Genomic DNA, 20,583 nt, shown 5'->3' with positions numbered 1-20,583 from the left:
TTTGCTTAGTTAGGTTTAATTTCATTTTGTTTTGCTCTTATTTTAATAAGGCCCAAATTAATTCCAGAAATAGATGAGCCATCATCATGATTGGAAAATTCAATGATCTTTTCGTCACGATGATCAACACGGCGAACTACAAAGTTTACAAGGTCTCCAACAGATCGGATTCGGGTTTGTGAATCCTGGTAATCTGCCTCTGTCGCAGGCACTCTAGTTATTCTGTGCGTATTTATCTTCTTAGTAGCAACTGGGACATGCATAGCAATGAAGGATGGAATAGATGCCATCATAACAGTTTCCTGCCTTAATACTACAGTAGGCAACTCTAAATTTACTTTAGTTAATAAGGGTAAATTTTTTAAATTATCAGCTATTGCTTTTCCTGTTATCTTGTATGATTTTAAGTGTTTATCTCTTTCTAGTCGCATTGATGCAAGTCTATTAAGAAATGTAATTCCTTTAAGCTTACGGCCTAAACTACGCTTTGCCTTTACCGGTATAGCAGATTTTTTATATTCAGTGGAAGGCTGCACTGACGCCTGAAGTTTTATCGGTTTTTTTCCTGGAATCAATAATAAACTCAAAACAAAAAGTAAAGAGATGCTGGCAGCTACAAGCCATACTATTGGTATCCCTTTTTTATTTTTTACTGGCACACTGAGATCCCTGGATACATTTGCCCAAACCTTCTGTGAAGGCACAAGTTCCATATCTTCCAGTCTATCTCTAAACAACTTATCAAAGTCGCTATCTGTTTGTGTTTTCATAATTTACCCCCTCCGTTTTAGCTAATTTTCCTCTTAATATAGTCCTAGCCCTTGACAACTGTGATTTAGAAGCACCCTCTGAGATCCCTAACTGTTCAGCAATTTCCTTATGTGAATAGCCTTCTATTGCATACATATTAAATACCAATCTATATCCAGCAGACAATTCCTGTATCATTGCTAACAAGTCTTTCACTTCTAGATCATCCATATTAAACATCTGCTGAGGTGCATCATATACATCAGCCAAGTCTACAATATTCAGATGTTTCTGCTCCTTCCTATAAACTTCAATGGCCGTATTTACAATTACCCGTCTTATCCATCCCTCAAAGGAGCCTTCTTCTCTGAAGTCTTTCACTTTTTTAAACACTTTGACGAATCCAAGATGCAGCATATCTTCAGCTTGAAATTGATCCCTGGCATAACGCATACATACGCCAAGCATTTTGGAGGCCATCAGCTTATATAAAAGTTCCTGGGTATGCGGATCTTCTTGCCTGCATCCATCCAGTAGATCTAGAATAAGTACTTGACGACTAGTTTTCATGTTAATTAAAATCTAGATGACCATTTGGCAACAAAGGTTGCATGAGGAGGATTATTTATTTCCAAATAATCTAAACTCCTGCTTGTAGACCAAAAACAGGGAATGATGAAAGTCAAATGATTTTGAAGCATTATTACCCAAATCAAAAGCAGGTTCTACCCGGAAATCCAGGTATAAATTAGGAACAAGTTTCTTCTTGTAAACATATCTAACCAGGAGTAGTTCTCTGATTTTCTCTGTATACCCTTCGTTGCCTACGTTATAAGAAACAGATTGATAAAGAGGCATTCCCGCTGATGAGATATACGAATTACCATGCCAATAGGAGAAGATAAGATCTCCGAATTTACTTTCTACACCTGCATTAAGAAACAAACCCTTTCCATTATTATAGGCCTGGAGGTGCGTGGATGAGTTGTCAATATATTTAACCAGGTAGTTTTCTGTAAAGACAGACTGAAAAACCTTTCCCAATTTATAATTAAACTTTAAACCAGTCGCACCGTTAATAATAGTTTTCAAAGGGGCTTCAATAGTATCAATCTGGCCCCCCTGATGAAAAGCGAGCACTTGTAAAGGGATTGTTAATTTTGCACGTGCAGATTTAAATAAGCTAAGATCTGCTGTTCCTCCAGCAAACAACTGTTCCTGTTCTCCAGAGTATTTATAGATCATGTTATTCCAATTTATAAATACGTCCATAAAAAAAGAAGGCTTAGTAATCTGCAACTGCGTTCCATATTCAACAGGTTGGGTTATTTTGCGCTCCATATCAAATATTGGCTCGATATACCGGTGCTGGACATTTCCCTCTAAAACGCCATTTATGAAGGCCAAACCTTTATTTTGATATTTAATGCTGAACAAAGGATAGGTTTTATAAATGCCCTTTCCCCCAAAGTCTTTACGCATATGGATACCTGCAGTCAGGACCAGTTTAGGATCAGCATAATAGACAAGCTGAGGTTCAAGTTGAGTGCCATACAAGGTATAACCATCCTGAAACTTGCTAAAGAACTCATAGTTCCTTAAAAAATTAAAATTGTGAATACTTAAATACAATTCGCCTGTTCTTAAACTATCAGGACGAATCCTATACTCCAATGAATCGTTGTTTATTTGAGCGCTTATAAACTGGGCTGAATGAAGACAAAGGATCAGCAAAAGAAGCTTTTTCATGGGGTATTTCAATAAGAGAATTCACCCATTGGATGTATTCCCAATTAATTTTTTAAACGAAAATATTTGTAAATTTTAACGGCTATCATAATTATAATCATGAATACAAAAAGGCCAACTAAACCATAGATCCAGTTAAGTGCATTCTTTAATATGACTACAAAAACAATTGCAAAAAGCAGCAAGGTTGCTACTTCATTCCAAATACGTAATTGCATTGATGTCCATTTAAAGATTCCTTTCCTGAGTTGAAGCATGATATTCTGACAAATGAAATGGTAAATCAGCAAGCCAACTACAAAAGATAGCTTCACCCACATCCAGTCCATTTCTAAAAGGTAAGGATTTAGATAAAGCATATAGACACCTGCCAACAATGAAATCAGCATTGCAGGTGTCGTGATTACATTCCATAGTCGGCTCTCCATAAGCTCAAACTGAGGATGAAGGACAATTTTCTCCTGCTCAGTTTTATCATTAGCTTCTATATGATAGATGAATAACCGAACGATATAGAATAGCCCTGCCATCCAGCAGACGACAAAAATAATATGAATAGCTTTTACGTATAAATACAACAAAGGATTAAATTTTAAGCATTGGTAAGTTCATTTTTAATCACGTCAACCGCATACTTGACATGGTCAAAAGGAATATCCGGCATTATACCATGACCAAGGTTGAATATAAAGCCATTCTCTCCCTTCATTCGCTCATGCAATTTTACAATTCGCTCGCGAATTACTTTTTTGTCCGCATATAAAATATGTGGATCAAGGTTACCTTGAACAGCTATACCTTTAGGAAGCATCTTTTTAATGTCCAGTAAATCAGCATTCCAATCCACAGAAATCACATCCGGCTTTGCTTCTGCCATCATAGAAGCAAAAACTGAACTTCCTTTACAGAAAGAAATAACCGGAATATCTTTACGGTTTAACCCGGCAAGGATTCTCACATTATACTGATGAGCAAACTCCCTATAATCATCCCATGAAAGAGCAAGAGCCCAACTATCAAATAGCTGAACAGCATTTACACCTGCTTCAATTTGCATGTTCAAATAGGTAATGGTTACATCAGCAATTTTATTTAACAACTGATGAGCCAATTCTGGTTGATTATGAATCATCAACTTGGTGAGTTTAAAGTCTTTTGATGATCCTCCTTCCACCAAATAGCTCATTACAGTAAAAGGTGCTCCTGCAAAACCAATTAAAGGAATTGATCCATCGAGTCTTTGTTGAATGACTTTGATTGCTTCGGGGACATATTGAAGCTTTTGTGACACATCAGTTGTTAACCTTTCTACATCCTGTTTCAAACGGACAGGATTTGCAAAACGAGGGCCAACTCCCTGTGTAAAGCTTAAGTCGCCACCCATCGCTTCAGCAGTGACTAATATATCAGAGAAAAGAATTGCAGCATCTACACCCAGTAAGTTTACTGGTAACATCGTTACATCAGCAGCTATTTCCGGAGTTTTGCACATTTCAAGGAAAGAATATTTGTTTTTGATTTCCCAATACTCCTTCATAAAACGTCCAGCCTGACGCATAAACCATATAGGAGGACGTTCAGTGGGAAGGGAGAATGCTGCCTTAATAAATAACGAATCTTTTTGTTTATTGCTCAAACCTCTTGTTTATTTCTTTCTCAATTTTTAATATAATATCCTGCACTCTGGAACTTGTTTTAAGTCCCCTTGCTTTAACAAGATATGCTTCGGCACGATCAGACTGTTTCTTACGCAGACTAAGATTAGCCAAATGCACCATCACGTATGCTTTATCATTTTCATTTCTCAAAGGGAAACGGCTGGCAATTTGAAAATGCCTTTCAGCTTCCTCATAATTCAAACGCTTTAATTCAATATTACCATAAATAAATTCATAATAACCTCTTCTTTTTGCCCTTAAGCGCTCCGGATATCTAATCTCCTGTAATAACTTCTCTGTTTTTTCGTAATCATTCCGTTGGAAGGAACGAGCAGCCAGCACTACAGTACCATCCCTTAAATAACTTATAATCAAAAGCAAGATCCCTAAAATAACTAAAGCGGATGCTTGATATTCTTGCTTTGTAATCGTCCAAGCTAAAAGTACAGCAGCTAAAGCGATTAGAATAAAGCGGAACCTATTTGTGATCATTTTTAGTGACTTTCCGTAAACTTATACCCAACTCCTCTTATGGAATGGAAGTATATAGGATTCTTTTGATCTGGTTCAAAATACTTTCTAAAAGTCAGAATAAAATTATCGATTGTTCTCGTAGATGGATAAACATCATAATTCCAAACCGTCTCAAGAATTTGTTCCCTTGACACTGCTTCATTTCTTCTTTCAATAAGCAGCTTAAGCAGCATGGTTTCCTTTTTAGTAAGAGGAGTTACTGATCCATCATCATTCCTGAGTTCAAATGAATTAAAGTAGATCGTTTTGTCTCCAATTTTATAGGTGTTCAATTCTTTCTTGTCATCACCTGTTAAACCACGCTTAACTAAGTTATTTACACGAAGAATTAACTCTTCTAAATTAAATGGCTTTACCAAATAATCATCCGCACCTTTTTTAAGTCCGTTGATCTTGTCTTCATTGGTGTTCTTTGCGGTAAGAAACATAATAGGAACTTCCGTATTCTCTAATCTTATTGTTTCCGCAACCTGAAATCCATCAATTTCGGGAAGCATCACATCCAGTAGGATCAAATTAAATCGCTCTTCTTTGAAAATTTTCAGCGCTTTCTTTCCATCAATTGCTGTGGTTACTTTGTAACCTTCAAGCTCAAGATTAAGCTTTATTGCTTCAAGGAGATGTTCTTCATCCTCTACTAATAAAATACGTTGTTTAGTGGCCATCTGTGTTAAATGTTACTTCGAAAATACTTCCGGCAGGCCGGTTATTCTTCACTTTAATAAATGCCAGATGTTTATCCAACACCTGTTTTACAATGTATAAACCAAGACCAGTCCCTTTAGTTTTACGTGTATCTTCACTTCCTACACGATAAAACTTTTCAAAGATGCGGAACTTCTCTTCATCCTTAATACCAATACCTTTATCTGCTACTGTAAAGCTTACTTCAAGGGGCGTTCTTTTCAATTCAACTGCAATTTCTTCACAGGGAGGAGAGTATTTAACCGCATTTTCTATGAGATTAGAAACTACCAGAGTGAGCGCAAAACGATCCCCTGTTATATAAATATCTGGCTCTACATTGAGTTTAATTATCTGGGAACTACAGGTATGGATCTGAAGTCGGCTTGCTACACTCCTGATTACTTCGGTCAGGTTAAATTTCTCTTTTGGAAAAGAATAGGAGTGATTTTCAATCCGTGTGGCAAGAAGCATATTCTCAACCAGGTCATCGAGTCGTTCAATATCCTTTAAGGAATTATTTAAAAAAGAATGGATCTGTTCTTTATCCAGATTTCGCTTTAAAATGGTCTGAATATATAATTTAATAGACGCAAGAGGCGACTTCAACTCATGTGTAACCGACAATAAAAAGTTTTTTTGCTGTTCCTTCAGCATTCTTTCTTTGTTTAGAGTCTTATGAAGATGATAAGCTCCTGTAAAAAAAAGGAATATAAAAACAGCACCCTCTCCAAGGATCATAGTTTGGCGTTCAGGCTGAACTTCTATAAGCAGAACTCCCCACCAGATAAGCTCTGCTAGCGCATAAATAATTAAGGCATAAAATATAATCAGAGATTTACGCATAATCTTTTAAAAATACAATATCCAGACTATCAAATATAGCTTTTTTTGCTTTGTCGAGATCAGCTGCAGTATGCGCATCTGAAATAAATCCAATTTCGTAACCTGAAGGACCCAGGTACACTCCCCTGTTCAATAATTCGCGATGCATCACCTTAAAATAGGTCATACTTGAGGCATCAATTTCAGCAGCGGCTTGAATATTCTGATCTGTAAAAGCAAACCAAAACATGGATCCGGCAGTAAATACTTTAAACTTATACCCTCTATTATTTGCGAATTCTTGTATACACTCCACAAATGAAGCTGCTTTAGCATTCAGCTTTTTATAAAATCCAGGTTGTAGTAATTGAGATAACTGGCCTATACCGGCAGCCATTGCTACAGGATTCCCAGACAGTGTTCCTGCCTGATAAACAGAGCCTTCGGGAGAGACATGTCCCATTATTTCAGCAGATGCACCGTAAGCACCTACTGGCATACCACCACCAATAATCTTACCATAAGTAATAATATCAGGATTCACATCATAATAAGCAGCAGCTCCTTCAAAGCCCAATCTAAAGCCTGTAATCACTTCATCAAAAATAAGAAGCGACTGATTCGTTTTTGTTACTTCTCTTAAAAACTGAATGTATTCCTTAGTCTGAATTAACAACCCATTGTTAGCAGGAATTCCTTCAATTATAACGGCAGCAATTTGTCCGGGAAACTGATCAAAAGCAGCCTTTACAGCCTCTTTATCATTTAAAGGAATCACAATAGTCTCATCGGCAAATCCTTTAGGTACACCAGCAGATGATGTTTCTCCAAAAGTAACTAAGCCTGAACCCGCCTTTACTAATAGCGAATCCACATGTCCATGGTAGCAACCATCAAATTTCAAGATCTTATCCCGCTTGGTATAACCCCTTGCCAGCCGGATCGCAGACATTACTGCCTCGGTGCCTGAACTTACAAAACGCAACTTTTCAATCTTTTTGTTATTCGATAAAATTAAGGAGGCAAGGTCATTCTCCAGTTCAGTGGGCGCACCAAAACTCATTCCACTATCAATCGCTTGCAAAACATGTTGTTTCACAACCGGATTATTATGTCCTAAAATCAAAGGTCCCCAAGAACAACAGAAATCAACGAATTGGTTTCCATCTGCATCCCAAACCGTACAGCCATCTCCTTTTTTAATAAAAAGAGGGGTGCCAAACACTGATTTAAAAGCTCTCACAGGGGAATTTACTCCCCCTGGAAAATAGTGCAAAGCTGTTTCATATAGTGCAGCAGATTGAGCTCTGCTAATATCCGGCAAACTTGTCGTATTTATAGGTTGTTCATGGAATGTTGAAGAATCAGACATAATGAAATTTTAAATTTTTAAATCCAATTGTTAAGTAACACCTCTTTGGAATGGTAGGACAATATAGCGGTCGCTCCTGCTCTACGGATACTGGTTAAAACCTCTGTTATAGCACGCTGTTCATCTAACCATCCATTTTGAACAGCAGCCTTAATCATTGAATATTCACCACTCACATTATACGCCGCTATCGGCAAATCCGAATGATCCTTTAACAACTTAATTACATCCAGATAAGGCAATGCAGGCTTTACCATAAGAAAATCCGCACCTTCCTGCTCATCAAGAGTAGCCTCAATCAATGCCTCACGCTGATTTGAAGGATCCATCTGATAGGTCTTTTTATCACCTGACTTAGGCGCTGATCCTAATGCATCACGGAAAGGTCCATAAAAAGCACTGGCATATTTAGCACAGTAAGACATCAGGGAGACATTGGTGAATCCATTTTCATCCAGTACCTGACGGATATAACCAATTCTACCATCCATCATATCGGAAGGAGCAATGATATCGGCACCTGCCTGAGCATGTGCCAGAGCCATTTTCCCTAAAATCTCCAGTGTTTCATCATTAAGAATGACACCATTTTCTATTATTCCATCATGACCATCAGAACTATAAGGATCCATCGCCACATCGGTTACGACACAAGCTTCAGGAAAGTAATGTTTTACTTCAGAAATCGCCTTGAGGTATAATGAGCCTTCTCGGTAACTTTCAGTAGCATATTTATCTTTTAAAGAATCATCAATGCGAGGAAAAAGATCAAAAGATTTTAAGCCGAGCTTCATGCAGCTCTCTACTTCCCTTAATAAATTATCTACCGAATATCGGAAGATTCCGGGCATAGAGGAGATCTCCGTTTTCTGGTTGATCCCATCTACTATAAAAAGAGGAAATATTAGGTTTGATGCCGACAAATGAGTTTCTTTAACCATCTGACGAATAACTTCACTTTTTCTATTTCTTCTTGGTCTTTGTAACATAGTTTTTTTATTTATTATAGCCCGAATACGGCTTCAGACAAACCTAATTCATCTGGCGAATAGGGCAAAGTATAACTCAAACCCATTTCATCAAACTTCTTTCCTGTTGATCGCCCAATGCATATTACCTTTTGTCCGGGTTCTAACAAGTTATCTTCAAAATAAGCTTCTACATTGGACGGACTTGTAAATATCAACACATCTGCGTGTGATTGTTCTACATTTTCTTCTAAACCAGTTTCATAGATCGGCAAATCAATGATTCGGGTACCTTCTGGTAACATTTGTTGAACGGTACGTAAAGATCCCTTTGCACCAGGAAATAAGATTTTTAAACCACCTGCAACACGAGCAAATTCCTTTGCAATCTCTGCCGTGTCAATACCTTCTTCCTCTCCATTAAAATCGGGCACCTTTCCAAATCTTCTTAACGTTTCTTCCGATGCACGTCCTAAAACACCAAATTTGGTTTTCTTAGACAGCTGTGGATCTAAATTGAAAAAATATTCAATCGCATTTTTACTATTAAAAAATATCCAGTCGATATCACGTAAAATATAAGGATCCAGTTTATTAATAATAGGAAAGGTACGGATCAATGAGCGGCCATCAATTGAAATTCCATTGGCCTCCATAGCTTTTCTGAAATAACTATATTCAGAAATCTCACGGGTAATAAATACTTTTGAAGGATGTTTACGCTGTTTGGAGAACTTGGCAACGATCCGTTCAGCTAAACCATCTGCAGTATCAGATTCAATAAAGAGCCGGCTTGGAAATGAGTCCCCTTCATCAGCTTTAGAAGTCCAAACCTGAAATTTACCATTTTCTTTTCTACAAAAACAGCCCAGCGGCATATGGCAACCTCCATTGAATAAGTTAAGCACCTTCCGTTCCACTGCAATCACTTCTGCAACGTCTGCATGATGCAACCCTTGTAAGATATCATATAACTCCTGATTGCCTTCACGAATTTGAATGGCTAATACTCCTTGTGCTGGAGATGGAATAAATTCTGTTGGATCAATTTCTTCTACATGAAACTCACTTAAATCAATTCCAAGGCGAAATACTCCCGCTTTTGCAATGATAATGGCATCATAGTCCTCATCTCTCAATTTTTGTATTCGAGTAGGAACATTTCCCCGTAGGTCTTCGATCTCTAAATCCGGACGTACAGCAAGCAATTGTGCCTTTCTACGATTAGATGAGGTACCAACCATACCGCCATACTTTACGGATAACTTCTGTTTGATATCTACACAATCTTTTAATATTAAGAGAAGTTCATGGGGATCCTCGCGTTCAGATACCGCTGCAATAATTAATCCAGCAGGATGTTGGGTAGGTAAATCTTTATGTGAATGAACAGCTATATCAATAGAGTTATCGAGCAGTCCTTCTTCTAATTCTTTAGTAAAGAAGCCTTTACCTTCCAACTTATCTAATCGTAAATTAAGGATTTTATCGCCCTGAGTTTTGATAATTTTTAGATCTGCTTCAACACCTAGCTCTAGAAGCCTATCTTTTACAAAATGCGCCTGCCAGAGAGCAAGCTCACTTCCTCGTGTTCCAATGATAAGTTTTCTGTCCAAAATAAAATTAGCCTTTTTGCAAAAATAACGAATATTGCATTTGCTTTACAAGGATGAAGCAAATTAACTATTATTAACCAAAATTTCTTTCGCCATAACCATAGGTACGCTGATGTATTTCTTTTCCATGTAATTGATAACACGTTCTAAAACTTCTCTCGAATTACTATCCAATTGTCCTATATCTTCGGCAAAAACCGAGTCTACAGCCATCCTTCTGATTTCTTTAATCTTAATTGGAACGTCACGCATGGCAAGCTCAATACGCCGTTGTCGCAGTATAGGCTTAAATTCGTTAATATTTTGTTCAATTATTACTTCTGCATGAACCAATTCCTGATAGCGCTCCTGCATATTTTGATTAGCCACTTCCTGTAAACTTCTTACTTCTATAAAAGTAACAGGATTGTTTGAGATAACTTCAGGATCTGTATCATTCGGTATAGCAAGATCTACAATCACTTTTCTACCTGTTTCTCCATTTAAAAGAGATTGATAGATCGAATTAGTAATAATTGGTTCTGTGCAACTCGTGCAGGTAATAATTACATCAAATCCTTTCTTGTAATTCTTTAACTCCTCCAGACTGTATGCTTCTCCCTGCAATTCTTTGGCTAAATCTTCTGCTTTAGAAAGCGTACGATTAAACACAGAAAAATTAGAGTATTTATGCTTTTGGAGGTATTTAGATATATTTTTATTGGTTTCCCCTGCACCGATAATAAGAATCCGCGAGTTCGCGCACATGTTCAGATCGCGTAACTTACGGTACGCAAGAGATACAACTGAAATGGGATTTTTGGAAATATTTGTATCTGTATAAACCTGTTTGGCAGTTTTAACAACCTGACTCATGATCATACGAAGATAGTCGCCTGTAAATCCTGCTTCTCGGCATTGTTCATAAGCCTTACGTACCTGAGAAAGAATTTCTTTCTCCCCTACAACTAGACTTTCCAATGAACATGAAATACGCAAGAGATGATTAAATGCATCCTGGTCCTCGTAGAACTTGACTTTACTAATAAAATCTTCCATCTTGTCTTCTGGAATACAGAAGTCCAACGATGAGATAAATTCCCTTATAAATGAAAGACTGATAGTTTGCGATGCACAAAATACAAATTCAACCCTATTACAGGTACCGATATAAAAGATTTCTGGGATATCAAACTTTTGTCTGACAAAGTTTAGTTTACCAACCAGAGACTGATTGCATATTACTAATTTCCCTAGATCCTTTAGATCAATCTGCTGATGTGTAAATGCTAAAACTTTTAATTGTTTCAACTCTGAGTATGTTTAAAAAAACCTTCAACAAATGTATCAATACAGCCTTAAGCGGCTGTCATTCCTTTGTAAAACAGAGGTATTTAGATCGTTTATAAATAAGTGCATGATAAAATAGGCAGACAACACATAATTTAATCAACTGTAAGACAATACCATACAACAATAAGTACCTAAATAGTACAATCAAGCTCGTTATCAAATAATAAAAACATCAACTATTAACCTACTGTTTAATCATTATTCAATATATTACAGCTTATTACAATGCTATGAAAGTACAAAAAACTCATATACCAGGATCAGAAAACAAAGCTATACATATAGATTATCTACTAAATGATCAAGTTAAAAATGCACCTATGATCATATTCGTACATGGATTTAAAGGCTTTAAAGACTGGGGTACTCATCACTTAGTCGCTAACTATTTTGCCCATAACGGCTTTAGCTTCCTAAAATTCAACTTCTCTCACAATGGAATGAGCAAAGAAGATATTGATATATTCGATGATCTGGAATCTTTCGGCCACAATACCTTTAGCAAAGAACTTAAAGATCTGGACGAAGTCATTACCTATGCAAAAAGTGGAGAATCTTTCCCTGTGCCTTCAAAGATTATTTTAATTGGCCATAGTATGGGTGGGGGCATTAGCATTCTTCAAACATTCGAAGATAATCGTGTTGACAAACTGGTAACCTGGGCTTCAATAAGTAATTTCCGTGGACTATGGAATATGGATCAGGAAAAATCATGGAAAAAAAATGGTGTCATTTATATGGATAACTCGCGTACCAATCAGCAAATGCCCTTGTATTCAGTAATTTTAGAAGATCTGGATAAAAATACCGAGAAGTTAGACATATTAAATGCAGCAAGATCACTGACTCAGCCATGGCTCATTGTGCAAGGTGAAGCGGATACAACTGTAAAATTGGAACAAGCTCAATTATTACAACGACAACATCCGGATAGCTGGTTAATCATTGTTGAAAATGCAGATCATGTATTTAATGCCCGGCATCCATGGTTATCTGATGAGTTACCTGTTGAATTAAAAAAAGCATGTGACACGACATTGTCGTTTTTAAAAGAATATTAATCGGGGAGTACTCTTCTATTATATGAATCAATAAATTGAAGAATGATTAAATTTTATATAGGAATGAGTTTAAACTTCTTTACATCTAACAAGTCCAAAAAGGTACCATTTAAAACAATACAACCTTGATTGAGCGTATAAAGCAACAAAAATGCAGCAAATTGACGACGCAGTAATACTTCAAAAATTCGCTGATGAGCGAACAAGAGATCAAGCATTCAGCCTATTAATTAATAAATATCAGCAAAAGATCTATTGGCATGTTAGGCGACTGGTAATTAATCATGATGATGCAGATGATCTTGTACAAGATGCTTTTATAAAAGTGTGGAAGAATCTGGCAACCTTTAGAAATGACTCACAGCTTTACACCTGGATTTACAGGATTGCAACCAATGAATGTCTTACTTTTCTAAACAAGAAAAAGAAACAAAACAACATTCCTCTAGATGAAGTAGCTTACGATCTTGTAGACTCTTTGAAAGAAGGCTCTTATTTCAATGGTAATCAAGCAGAACTTAAGTTACAACAAGCGCTGCTTACCCTTCCAGAAAAGCAGCGCCTTGTATTTAATATGAAATATTTTGATGATTTAAAATACGAAGAGATCTCTCAGATATTAGGTACAAGCATTGGCGGCCTTAAAGCATCATTCCATCACGCAGTAAAGAAAATTGAAAACTTTTTATTAAGTATTGATTAAACCTTTAGGTATAAAATTAATCAGAATTATATAATGGATTTAGATAACATGAACGAGGATTGGGAAGAACAAGCACCAGGGCTTGCTGCAACAGGCAAAAGAAATCCTTATACTGTTCCCACAGACTATTTCAATGAAATGCAACACCAGTTATCAAGCAGAATAAAGCTGGAATCAATGTATGGCACTAACTCTGCTGAAATCTTTGAAGTTCCCGACCAATATTTTGAAGAGCTAGAAGGGCATATCCTTACTTCTATCAAAGCAGAGCAATTTAAAGACAACATCAAGGAAGACGGTTTTACTGTTCCTGAAGGATACTTCAATTCTTTGCAGGCTTCTATTCAGCAAAAAATAGCAAATCAACCTAATAAGAAAGAAGTTAAGATAAGAAGACTAGTCCCATCCTGGTTAAGTTATGCAGCAGCAGCCTGTTTGATTATATCTATTTCCACGGGTTTGTATTTTTATCAAAAACAGGCGTCTTCTATCGAAACAAAGTTAGCATACATGCCGGATGACGCAATTATTGATTATCTGCTTATCAATAGTGACTCAGGAGATTTACCAGTCATCATTGATAATTTAAATAGTACATCATCAGTAAACTCAGAACTTGGTATCCCTGATGCAGAGATCGAAGAATATCTGGAGTCCACTCTTTAAACTTACTCAAATGAAACATTATTTAGTACTCATATTATCCATTCTATTATTAAGCACTTCAACTTACGCTCAACCAGGGAGTCCAGAAAGACATCAACAAATGGAAGCTCTGAATGCTGAATTCCTGACAAAAAATTTAAATTTAAATAAACAAGAAGCACAAAGTTTCTGGCCAGTTTACAACAACTACCGTAGGGAAATGAATAATCTTTTTCGTGCGCGGCATCAAGTAAGGAAACAAGCTAAAGAGCAAGGGAACCCTGGTTTAGTAGATGGATTAAAATATGAAACACAGATATTGGAAACTAAAAAGCGCTATTTGAAACAATTTTACGAAGTGCTGCCAAAAGCAAAAGCAGACCTCGTATACTCGACAGAAAGGGAATTCAGGGAACATCTGATCAATCAGCTTAAAGAACGAAGAGAAAATAGAGGTTAGTTTCCATTGCATATCATTGGGTGATTGTTTAGTTTTTAAATTTGACGCAGCTGACACCCACCTTTTCCGCTCGCAAGAAAGATTACTGCGATTGAATTGCGAACTACTTAACAGTTTACTCTGTAATTAACAACAACAAAAGGTGTACATTATAATTATTTATTCTGATTTTTGAAATAAAACTTAGCTAACCTCCTTCCCCATTAACCATCATTATCTTCAATTATAACATTAAGTCCATAGGCTTTTGTATTTTTGTGCTATGCTCAGTTTACATCAATTATTTCTATTAAATAATGCTCAAACTTCTTTAAATCCCCGAATGCTCCAAATAGAAAGAGCTAAGGGTATTTATTTGTACGGCCCGGATGATAAACCATATATTGATTTTGTTTCTGGCTTTGCAGTAAGTAATATTGGTCATTGCCACCCCAAAGTGGTTCAGGCAATTAAAGATCAGGTTGACCGCTATATGCACCTTGCCGTTTATGGTGAGTATGTCCAGTCCCCGCAAGTTTTATATGCTACTAAATTGGTATCTATTTTCCCAGATAGCATTAATTCAGTTTATTTTGTGAATTCAGGAGCCGAAGCCACAGAAGGTGCACTAAAACTTGCAAAACGCTATACAGGAAGAAGTAAAATAATTTCCTGCAATAATGCCTATCACGGAAGTACTCACGGTGCCTTAAGTGTGATGGGAAATGAATATTTCAAAGAAGCGTATCGTCCCTTACTTCCTGATGTCCATTTTATAGAATTTAATAAAACAGAAGACTTGCAATTAATTGACGAGGATACTGCTTGTATAATCATGGAGACTATTCAGGGTGAAGCGGGTGTTCGCGTTCCTGATGTTGCTTATATGCAGGCTTTGCGTAAACGTTGTGATGAAACAGGTACTTTATTGATTCTGGATGAAATACAGACTGGCTTTGGAAGGACTGGTAAACTCTTTGCCTTTGAACACTTTGGAATAGTTCCTGATATTCTTTTATTAGCTAAAGCTCTAGGTGGTGGAATGCCGATAGGTGCATTTTGTGCCAATAGAAATGTGATGAGTGTCCTGGCGGAAAATCCAATCCTTGGCCATATTACTACTTTCGGAGGACATCCTGTATGTTGTGCAGCTGGATTAGCATCATTGGAAGCCCTCTTAGAAGAAGACATGTTAAACGGAATAGATGAAAAGGAAGCTCTTTTAATAAGTCTATTAGTACATCCTGCTATTAAAGAGGTGCGCGGAAAGGGACTCATGTTATGTATTCAGCTCGAAACATTCAAACAAGTAGAAGACATTAGTAAACTCTGTATAGAAAACGGAGTGATTATAGATTGGTTTTTACATTGTGAAACTGCTCTTCGAATAGCTCCTCCTCTAATTATAACTCATGATGAGATAAAAAAAGCTTGCAAAATCATCATAAGCGTATTAAATAATTATCAAATTCAAACTAATAAGGCAATTTAGTACGCTAAATGCAAGAAGTTACGATAAAATCAACACTTTAGATTCAATATGTCCTGATTAGCGAATATTATTAGGCACCTAATTATATATTTTATTATTTAAGTTGGTTTTTCTGAAAAGTTCATAATAAAATTAATATTTTTATAAAAAAACGTTAAGGAATGAACGAATTGGATTTTTTAAAACAATATTCACCTACTCCCAACACATGGGATGAAATGTTTAGTTCTAGTAATGATATCAGAGCTCCGTATCAAAAAGTAATTGATTACTTATCTACAGAATCTGCTGAGAGTCTTACTAAAAAGGAAGAACTGGCAAAGAATCTTTTCATGAGTCAGGGTATAACCTTTACTGTATATAATAGTGGAGAAGGAGTAGAAAAGATCTTTCCTTTCGATATTATACCGCGTATTATAACGGCTCAGGATTGGAACTTTATAGAAATAGGCATTAAACAAAGACTAAAAGCACTAAATACCTTTTTAAAAGATATTTATAGCAATATGTTTATTGTGAAAGATGGAATAGTGCCTGCAGACATCATTTATTCATGTCCGCACTTCCTTAGAGAGATGTATAATGTAAAAGTTCCGCATGATATCTACGTTCATATTGCAGGCATAGACCTGATCCGCGATTTCGATGGCACCTACTACGTACTTGAAGACAATTTACGTACTCCCTCTGGTGTGAGCTACATGCTTGAAAACCGGGAGATTACCAAACGTCTTTTCCCCGATTTGCTTCCTCAATGTAAAGTAAGGAGCGTTACACAGTACCCGGAAATTTTATATAAAAATCTAATGGCAATCTCGCCAAGGCAGATTTCTCATCCTGTTATTGTCTTACTTAGTCCCGGCAGTTACAACTCCGCTTACTTTGAACATACTACTCTTGCTCGGTTAATGGGTGTAGAACTCGTTGAAGGTCGTGATCTGCTAGTAGAAAATCACAAAGTATACATGAAAACCACAAACGGACGCCAACAGGTAGACGTTATTTACCGGAGGGTGGATGATGAATATCTTGATCCTTTAGTGTTTAATCCGGATAGTATATTGGGTGTAGCAGGAATCATGAGTGCCTATAAAAAGGGCAATGTAGCCATTGTAAACGCCGTAGGAAATGGAGTAGCTGATGATAAAGCCATTTATTCTTATGTTCCCCAAATGATTAAATATTACCTGAATGAAGAACCTTTACTAAAAAACGTACCTACTTTTCAACTCGGTAATAAAGAAGAGAAAGAATATGTCTTTTCCAATATCCAGAACATGGTTGTTAAACGTACCAATGGTAGCGGAGGGTATGGCATGTTAATGGGTCATGTAGCTACAGATGAAGAAATTCACGATTACCAAGCTGAAATCAATAAAGACCCACGCCAATTTATAGCACAACCTACAATAAGTTTGTCAGCAGCTCCTTGTTTTATTAATAAAGCATTACATCCTCGCAGAATTGACCTGCGTCCTTTTGCTTTATGCGGACCTGATGGAATAGAAATAGTTCCTGGAGGTTTAACCCGCGTAGCCCTTAAAGAAGGGTCACTTGTAGTAAACAGTTCACAGGGTGGAGGAAGTAAAGACACCTGGGTACTAGCATCTTAAATTTAAAATCATAAAGCATGTTAAGCAGAGTTGCCTCAAATTTATATTGGTTAAGTCGCTACCTGGAAAGAAGCGATGGTATTTTAAGAATCTTAAAAATTAATTACGCTTCATCTCAGGATGCATTACATGAATTTTCATGGCGACCTCTAATTCAAATTTATCATTCTCCTGACGAAGAGATCATCAATAAGATTGAATTTAATAGTAGGGATGTATTGCAATATATGATTACAGGTCGGGACAATCCAAACTCGATCATTAACATTATTACGCTTGCCAGGGAAAATGCCAGAAGTGTGCAGGATCATCTTACCAAAGATTTATGGCAATGCCTCAATGAATATTACCACTTGGTTAAAGATAAACGTCTTATTGCTACGCTCAAAATGGGTGACCCCGTATCTGTTCTGGACGAACTGATCAAACAGGTGATGCTCTATTATGGAATTGCAGAAGTGACCATGGAAAGAGGTGAAGGAAGAAGCTTTATGAATATTGGAAAATATTTAGAAAGAAGTATTCAGTCAACAGATATATTGGATATCAAGTTTAATACAGCAAATAGTGACCCTGATCTGCTAACTGGTACATCATATCTTCGCTATTTGTTACTTTCTTTAGGTGCCTATGATTTGTATTTAAAAACATACAGACAGGGATTTGATCCTGAAAATGTATTAGAGTTAGTTGTGCTTAATAATGATTTCCCACGTTCAGTAATGTATTCTGTCAATAATATTCACCGTTATTTTGAACGATTAAAACACAATAAGGATATTATTGAATCTAAAGAACTATCATTTATGATAGGACGATTGCAAAGTACGATCAAGTATAGCACAATAGCCTCAATTACAAACAGAGGGTTACATCCTTATTTGTCACAAGTCAAGAAAGATCTTTTTGGTATAGGAAATGCCTTAGATCTTAATTACTTTGCCTATGCATAACCTATAATTATTTTTTATGCCAGAATTTAAAATAAAGCACTTAACTCAATATACATATCAAAGTCCGGTACGGGATAGTGCAAACCAGATTATACTTTTCCCAGTAAACGATGCCTACCAGGAAGTTCAAACTCAGGATTTGAAAATCAGTGGCAATCCTTCAATTTATATGTCAAAAGATTATTATGGCAACGATGTAGGCAACTTTAGTTATAGTAGTCCACATTCCGAACTTATCATTCTTTCTACGACAGTAGTAAGTACACGTAACAAACCCCTACCCTCTGATAATTTACCAATTGAACAACAATGGGAAAAGCTAAAATCTTTGCGTTCAAATATAAATTTTATTGATTTTCTGAATCAGGATATGTTTGAAGGTATAAAAGAATTACAAGATGTAGTTTTTGCTAGTCAACCTTTTACTTTAAGCCCGTATAATAACGCCTTAAACTATTGTGACTATGTCTTTCAAAACTTCAATTATATACCTGGAATTACTACTGTCGAAACGACTTCTGCAGTTATTTTGCAATTAAAAGCAGGAGTATGTCAGGACTTTGCACATATTCTGCTTGTGATGTTAAGACTTGCCAAAATTCCTGCAAGGTATGTGAGCGGATATATTTGCCCACATAAAAACGGAATGAGAGGTGAGGGAGCTACGCATGCCTGGGTGGAAGCTTATATTCCTGATTACGGATGGTTGGGACTTGATCCTACTAATAACTGCATTGCAAATGAGACTCATGTACGATTAGCTGTAGGCAGAAATTTCACTGATTGTTCACCAGTTAAAGGTGTTTATAAAGGTCTTCCTCAACATCTTATGGAAGTTTCAGTTACTGTTTCTTATGAGGATGATGATACAATAAGCGAGGACTCCCCTACTGTAGTAATTGAAAAAGCACAAAGCAATTTAGGGGATAATAGCTATAGAAGGCACGAAGATTTGATGCAGCAACAACAAGAGCAGCAGCAACAACAGTAAATACACATTTAGTATGTTGCGTCATGAAACGCAACGTACTTTTTAAATGGAATGAATCCAACTAAATTTATAATCTAACGAAGGACTTTTGATCCGGTCTGCAATTTTCAACAACCGGTTAGGAAGTTTCATCACATAGTCCCTAGCCTTTTCACCTGATTCATTAAGTCCTTGCAAACTTTCCAATTCCCATTCCTTAATCAGTTGATTCAGAATATCTACATAATCCAATGCAGTATAAACCCCTAAACGTTGTGCAGCATCTGCAAAATGCGTAAATGTTTCACCAGCCTTCTTCCCTAACTCACGGAGGAAATGCGCCGGCATCACAATTTTATTTTTCATCATATCTTCAAAAGCAATCATCACTTCATTTGGATCTACCTTTATAATCTGAGAAATAAAATCAGTATAGGCACGGGCATGACGTGCTTCATCTGCGGCAATAACACCACACATTTTAGAAAGCAACGTGTCCCCGTTTTTTTTAGATTGGGAAGCGACCCTTCTATGGGAAACATTAGTTGCTAACTCCTGAAAACTCGTATAAATAAAATTCCGATAAGGATCATGATCGGTGCCAATGTCAAAACCATCTGCTAATAAGTATTGAGTAGAGATCTCAAGCTGACGCATATTTACTCTACCTGACAGGTACAAATACTTATTTAAAAGATCACCATGACGATTTTCTTCTGATGTCCAATGCCTAAGCCATTTCATCCAGCCACCTTCTTCACTTTTAGATACTCCCTCAACAACAGCTAACCACGATTCATAAGTAGGTAAAGCCTCTTCAGTTATAGTATCCCCTATTAAAACTGCAATCAAATCGTAAGGAAGTCCTTCTGCACTCTGACGTAATTCCTTTACTTTTTGAAAGAAATTATCATCTGTAGAATCAGGTAAAAAATCGGAAGGTTGCCAAATTGTATCAATAGGTTTAAGATAATTAAACATATTATCCAACATATATTTTTCAATATGCTGCATTACTTCTCTTCTAGATCCTATATTGAAGTCCATTGTTTGAGGCTTATAGTAAGCAAAGATACGATTATTAGATGTTCAAACCTAGATATTGTAGTTCATAACGAAAAATTACAAACCAATTATGTACAAAATTCGGCAGGAACATCTTGGGGTTAGTATTAGCATTCACAGGCTACTAAAGGCCTAACAGGATATTGAAACTGCT

The 20,583-nt window shown here is 36.6% G+C and carries 21 protein-coding genes; 8 read left to right on the top strand and 13 right to left on the bottom strand.

Annotated features, from left to right (window positions below; genetic code table 11):
• Positions 1-5 precede the first annotated feature (5 nt).
• The 12 genes from ADIARSV_RS20115 to hemA all read right to left on the bottom strand — a co-directional run bounded on the left by ADIARSV_RS20115 (position 6) and on the right by hemA (position 11,446).
• Entirely contained in the window at positions 6-770 is a 765-nt protein-coding gene (locus tag ADIARSV_RS20115) for a hypothetical protein (RefSeq protein ID WP_040300792.1), read from the bottom strand.
• Positions 751-1,320, bottom strand: a complete 570-nt coding sequence (locus ADIARSV_RS20110; protein WP_040300791.1) for an RNA polymerase sigma factor — start codon at positions 1,318-1,320, stop codon at positions 751-753. The genes ADIARSV_RS20115 and ADIARSV_RS20110 overlap by 20 nt, the downstream gene beginning before the upstream one ends.
• Before the next feature lie 51 nt (positions 1,321-1,371).
• Positions 1,372-2,499: a hypothetical protein gene (locus tag ADIARSV_RS20105; RefSeq protein WP_016197533.1), complete on the bottom strand. Its 1,128-nt coding sequence runs from the start codon at positions 2,497-2,499 to the stop codon at positions 1,372-1,374.
• A gap of 44 nt (positions 2,500-2,543) precedes the next feature.
• On the bottom strand, positions 2,544-3,077 hold the full coding sequence (locus tag ADIARSV_RS20100; protein WP_200864790.1) for a CopD family protein: 534 nt from the start codon (positions 3,075-3,077) through the stop codon (positions 2,544-2,546).
• 14 nt (positions 3,078-3,091) lie between these two features.
• Positions 3,092-4,135: a uroporphyrinogen decarboxylase gene (hemE, locus tag ADIARSV_RS20095; protein ID WP_016197531.1), complete on the bottom strand. Its 1,044-nt coding sequence runs from the start codon at positions 4,133-4,135 to the stop codon at positions 3,092-3,094.
• On the bottom strand, positions 4,125-4,649 hold the full coding sequence (locus tag ADIARSV_RS20090; RefSeq protein ID WP_016197530.1) for a tetratricopeptide repeat protein: 525 nt from the start codon (positions 4,647-4,649) through the stop codon (positions 4,125-4,127). The genes hemE and ADIARSV_RS20090 overlap by 11 nt, the downstream gene beginning before the upstream one ends.
• 2 nt (positions 4,650-4,651) lie before the next feature.
• Positions 4,652-5,356: a response regulator transcription factor gene (locus ADIARSV_RS20085; RefSeq protein ID WP_016197529.1), complete on the bottom strand. Its 705-nt coding sequence runs from the start codon at positions 5,354-5,356 to the stop codon at positions 4,652-4,654.
• Positions 5,346-6,221 (bottom strand): sensor histidine kinase, encoded by an 876-nt coding sequence (locus ADIARSV_RS20080; RefSeq protein ID WP_016197528.1) that lies wholly within the window; start codon positions 6,219-6,221, stop codon positions 5,346-5,348. The genes ADIARSV_RS20085 and ADIARSV_RS20080 overlap by 11 nt, the downstream gene beginning before the upstream one ends.
• Positions 6,214-7,572: a glutamate-1-semialdehyde 2,1-aminomutase gene (gene hemL, locus ADIARSV_RS20075; RefSeq protein WP_016197527.1), complete on the bottom strand. Its 1,359-nt coding sequence runs from the start codon at positions 7,570-7,572 to the stop codon at positions 6,214-6,216. The genes ADIARSV_RS20080 and hemL overlap by 8 nt, the downstream gene beginning before the upstream one ends.
• Before the next feature lie 17 nt (positions 7,573-7,589).
• Entirely contained in the window at positions 7,590-8,561 is a 972-nt protein-coding gene (gene hemB / locus ADIARSV_RS20070; RefSeq protein ID WP_016197526.1) for a porphobilinogen synthase, read from the bottom strand.
• Between the two features lie 14 nt (positions 8,562-8,575).
• Positions 8,576-10,156 (bottom strand): hydroxymethylbilane synthase, encoded by a 1,581-nt coding sequence (hemC, locus tag ADIARSV_RS20065; protein WP_040300789.1) that lies wholly within the window; start codon positions 10,154-10,156, stop codon positions 8,576-8,578.
• A gap of 63 nt (positions 10,157-10,219) precedes the next feature.
• Entirely contained in the window at positions 10,220-11,446 is a 1,227-nt protein-coding gene (gene hemA / locus ADIARSV_RS20060; protein WP_016197524.1) for a glutamyl-tRNA reductase, read from the bottom strand.
• A gap of 272 nt (positions 11,447-11,718) precedes the next feature.
• Between hemA and ADIARSV_RS20055 the strand changes: the two genes are divergently transcribed.
• The 8 genes from ADIARSV_RS20055 to ADIARSV_RS20020 all read left to right on the top strand — a co-directional run bounded on the left by ADIARSV_RS20055 (position 11,719) and on the right by ADIARSV_RS20020 (position 19,385).
• Positions 11,719-12,549, top strand: a complete 831-nt coding sequence (locus ADIARSV_RS20055) for an alpha/beta hydrolase family protein (RefSeq protein ID WP_016197523.1) — start codon at positions 11,719-11,721, stop codon at positions 12,547-12,549.
• Between the two features lie 151 nt (positions 12,550-12,700).
• The gene (locus ADIARSV_RS20050) at positions 12,701-13,252 is read left to right on the top strand and encodes an RNA polymerase sigma factor (RefSeq protein WP_016197522.1); all 552 of its coding nucleotides are present in this window, start codon (positions 12,701-12,703) and stop codon (positions 13,250-13,252) included.
• Between the two features lie 33 nt (positions 13,253-13,285).
• Positions 13,286-13,918, top strand: coding sequence for a hypothetical protein (locus ADIARSV_RS20045; RefSeq protein ID WP_016197521.1), 633 nt, complete (start codon positions 13,286-13,288; stop codon positions 13,916-13,918).
• A 10-nt stretch (positions 13,919-13,928) separates the two neighbouring features.
• A complete protein-coding gene (locus tag ADIARSV_RS20875) occupies positions 13,929-14,357 on the top strand; it encodes a hypothetical protein (RefSeq protein WP_052017070.1) in 429 nt (142 codons plus the stop codon).
• A gap of 322 nt (positions 14,358-14,679) precedes the next feature.
• Positions 14,680-15,828: an aspartate aminotransferase family protein gene (locus tag ADIARSV_RS20035; RefSeq protein WP_016197519.1), complete on the top strand. Its 1,149-nt coding sequence runs from the start codon at positions 14,680-14,682 to the stop codon at positions 15,826-15,828.
• A 161-nt stretch (positions 15,829-15,989) separates the two neighbouring features.
• Positions 15,990-17,441, top strand: a complete 1,452-nt coding sequence (locus ADIARSV_RS20030; RefSeq protein WP_016197518.1) for a circularly permuted type 2 ATP-grasp protein — start codon at positions 15,990-15,992, stop codon at positions 17,439-17,441.
• A gap of 17 nt (positions 17,442-17,458) precedes the next feature.
• A complete protein-coding gene (locus ADIARSV_RS20025) occupies positions 17,459-18,394 on the top strand; it encodes an alpha-E domain-containing protein (RefSeq protein WP_016197517.1) in 936 nt (311 codons plus the stop codon).
• A gap of 16 nt (positions 18,395-18,410) precedes the next feature.
• Positions 18,411-19,385 carry a transglutaminase family protein gene (locus ADIARSV_RS20020; protein ID WP_016197516.1) on the top strand — a complete coding sequence of 325 codons (975 nt, stop codon included), beginning with the start codon at positions 18,411-18,413 and terminating at the stop codon, positions 19,383-19,385.
• Between the two features lie 42 nt (positions 19,386-19,427).
• On the opposite strand, the gene ADIARSV_RS20015 is transcribed toward ADIARSV_RS20020, so the two are convergent.
• Positions 19,428-20,411, bottom strand: a complete 984-nt coding sequence (locus ADIARSV_RS20015; protein ID WP_016197515.1) for an acyl-ACP desaturase — start codon at positions 20,409-20,411, stop codon at positions 19,428-19,430.
• Positions 20,412-20,583 lie beyond the last annotated feature (172 nt).

Origin of the sequence: Arcticibacter svalbardensis MN12-7, from assembly GCF_000403135.1 — a bacterium.
Lineage (GTDB): Bacteria > Bacteroidota > Bacteroidia > Sphingobacteriales > Sphingobacteriaceae > Arcticibacter > Arcticibacter svalbardensis.
The sequence above is the reverse complement of the archived record's forward strand: the minus strand, read 5'-3'. Positions and strand labels throughout refer to the sequence as shown.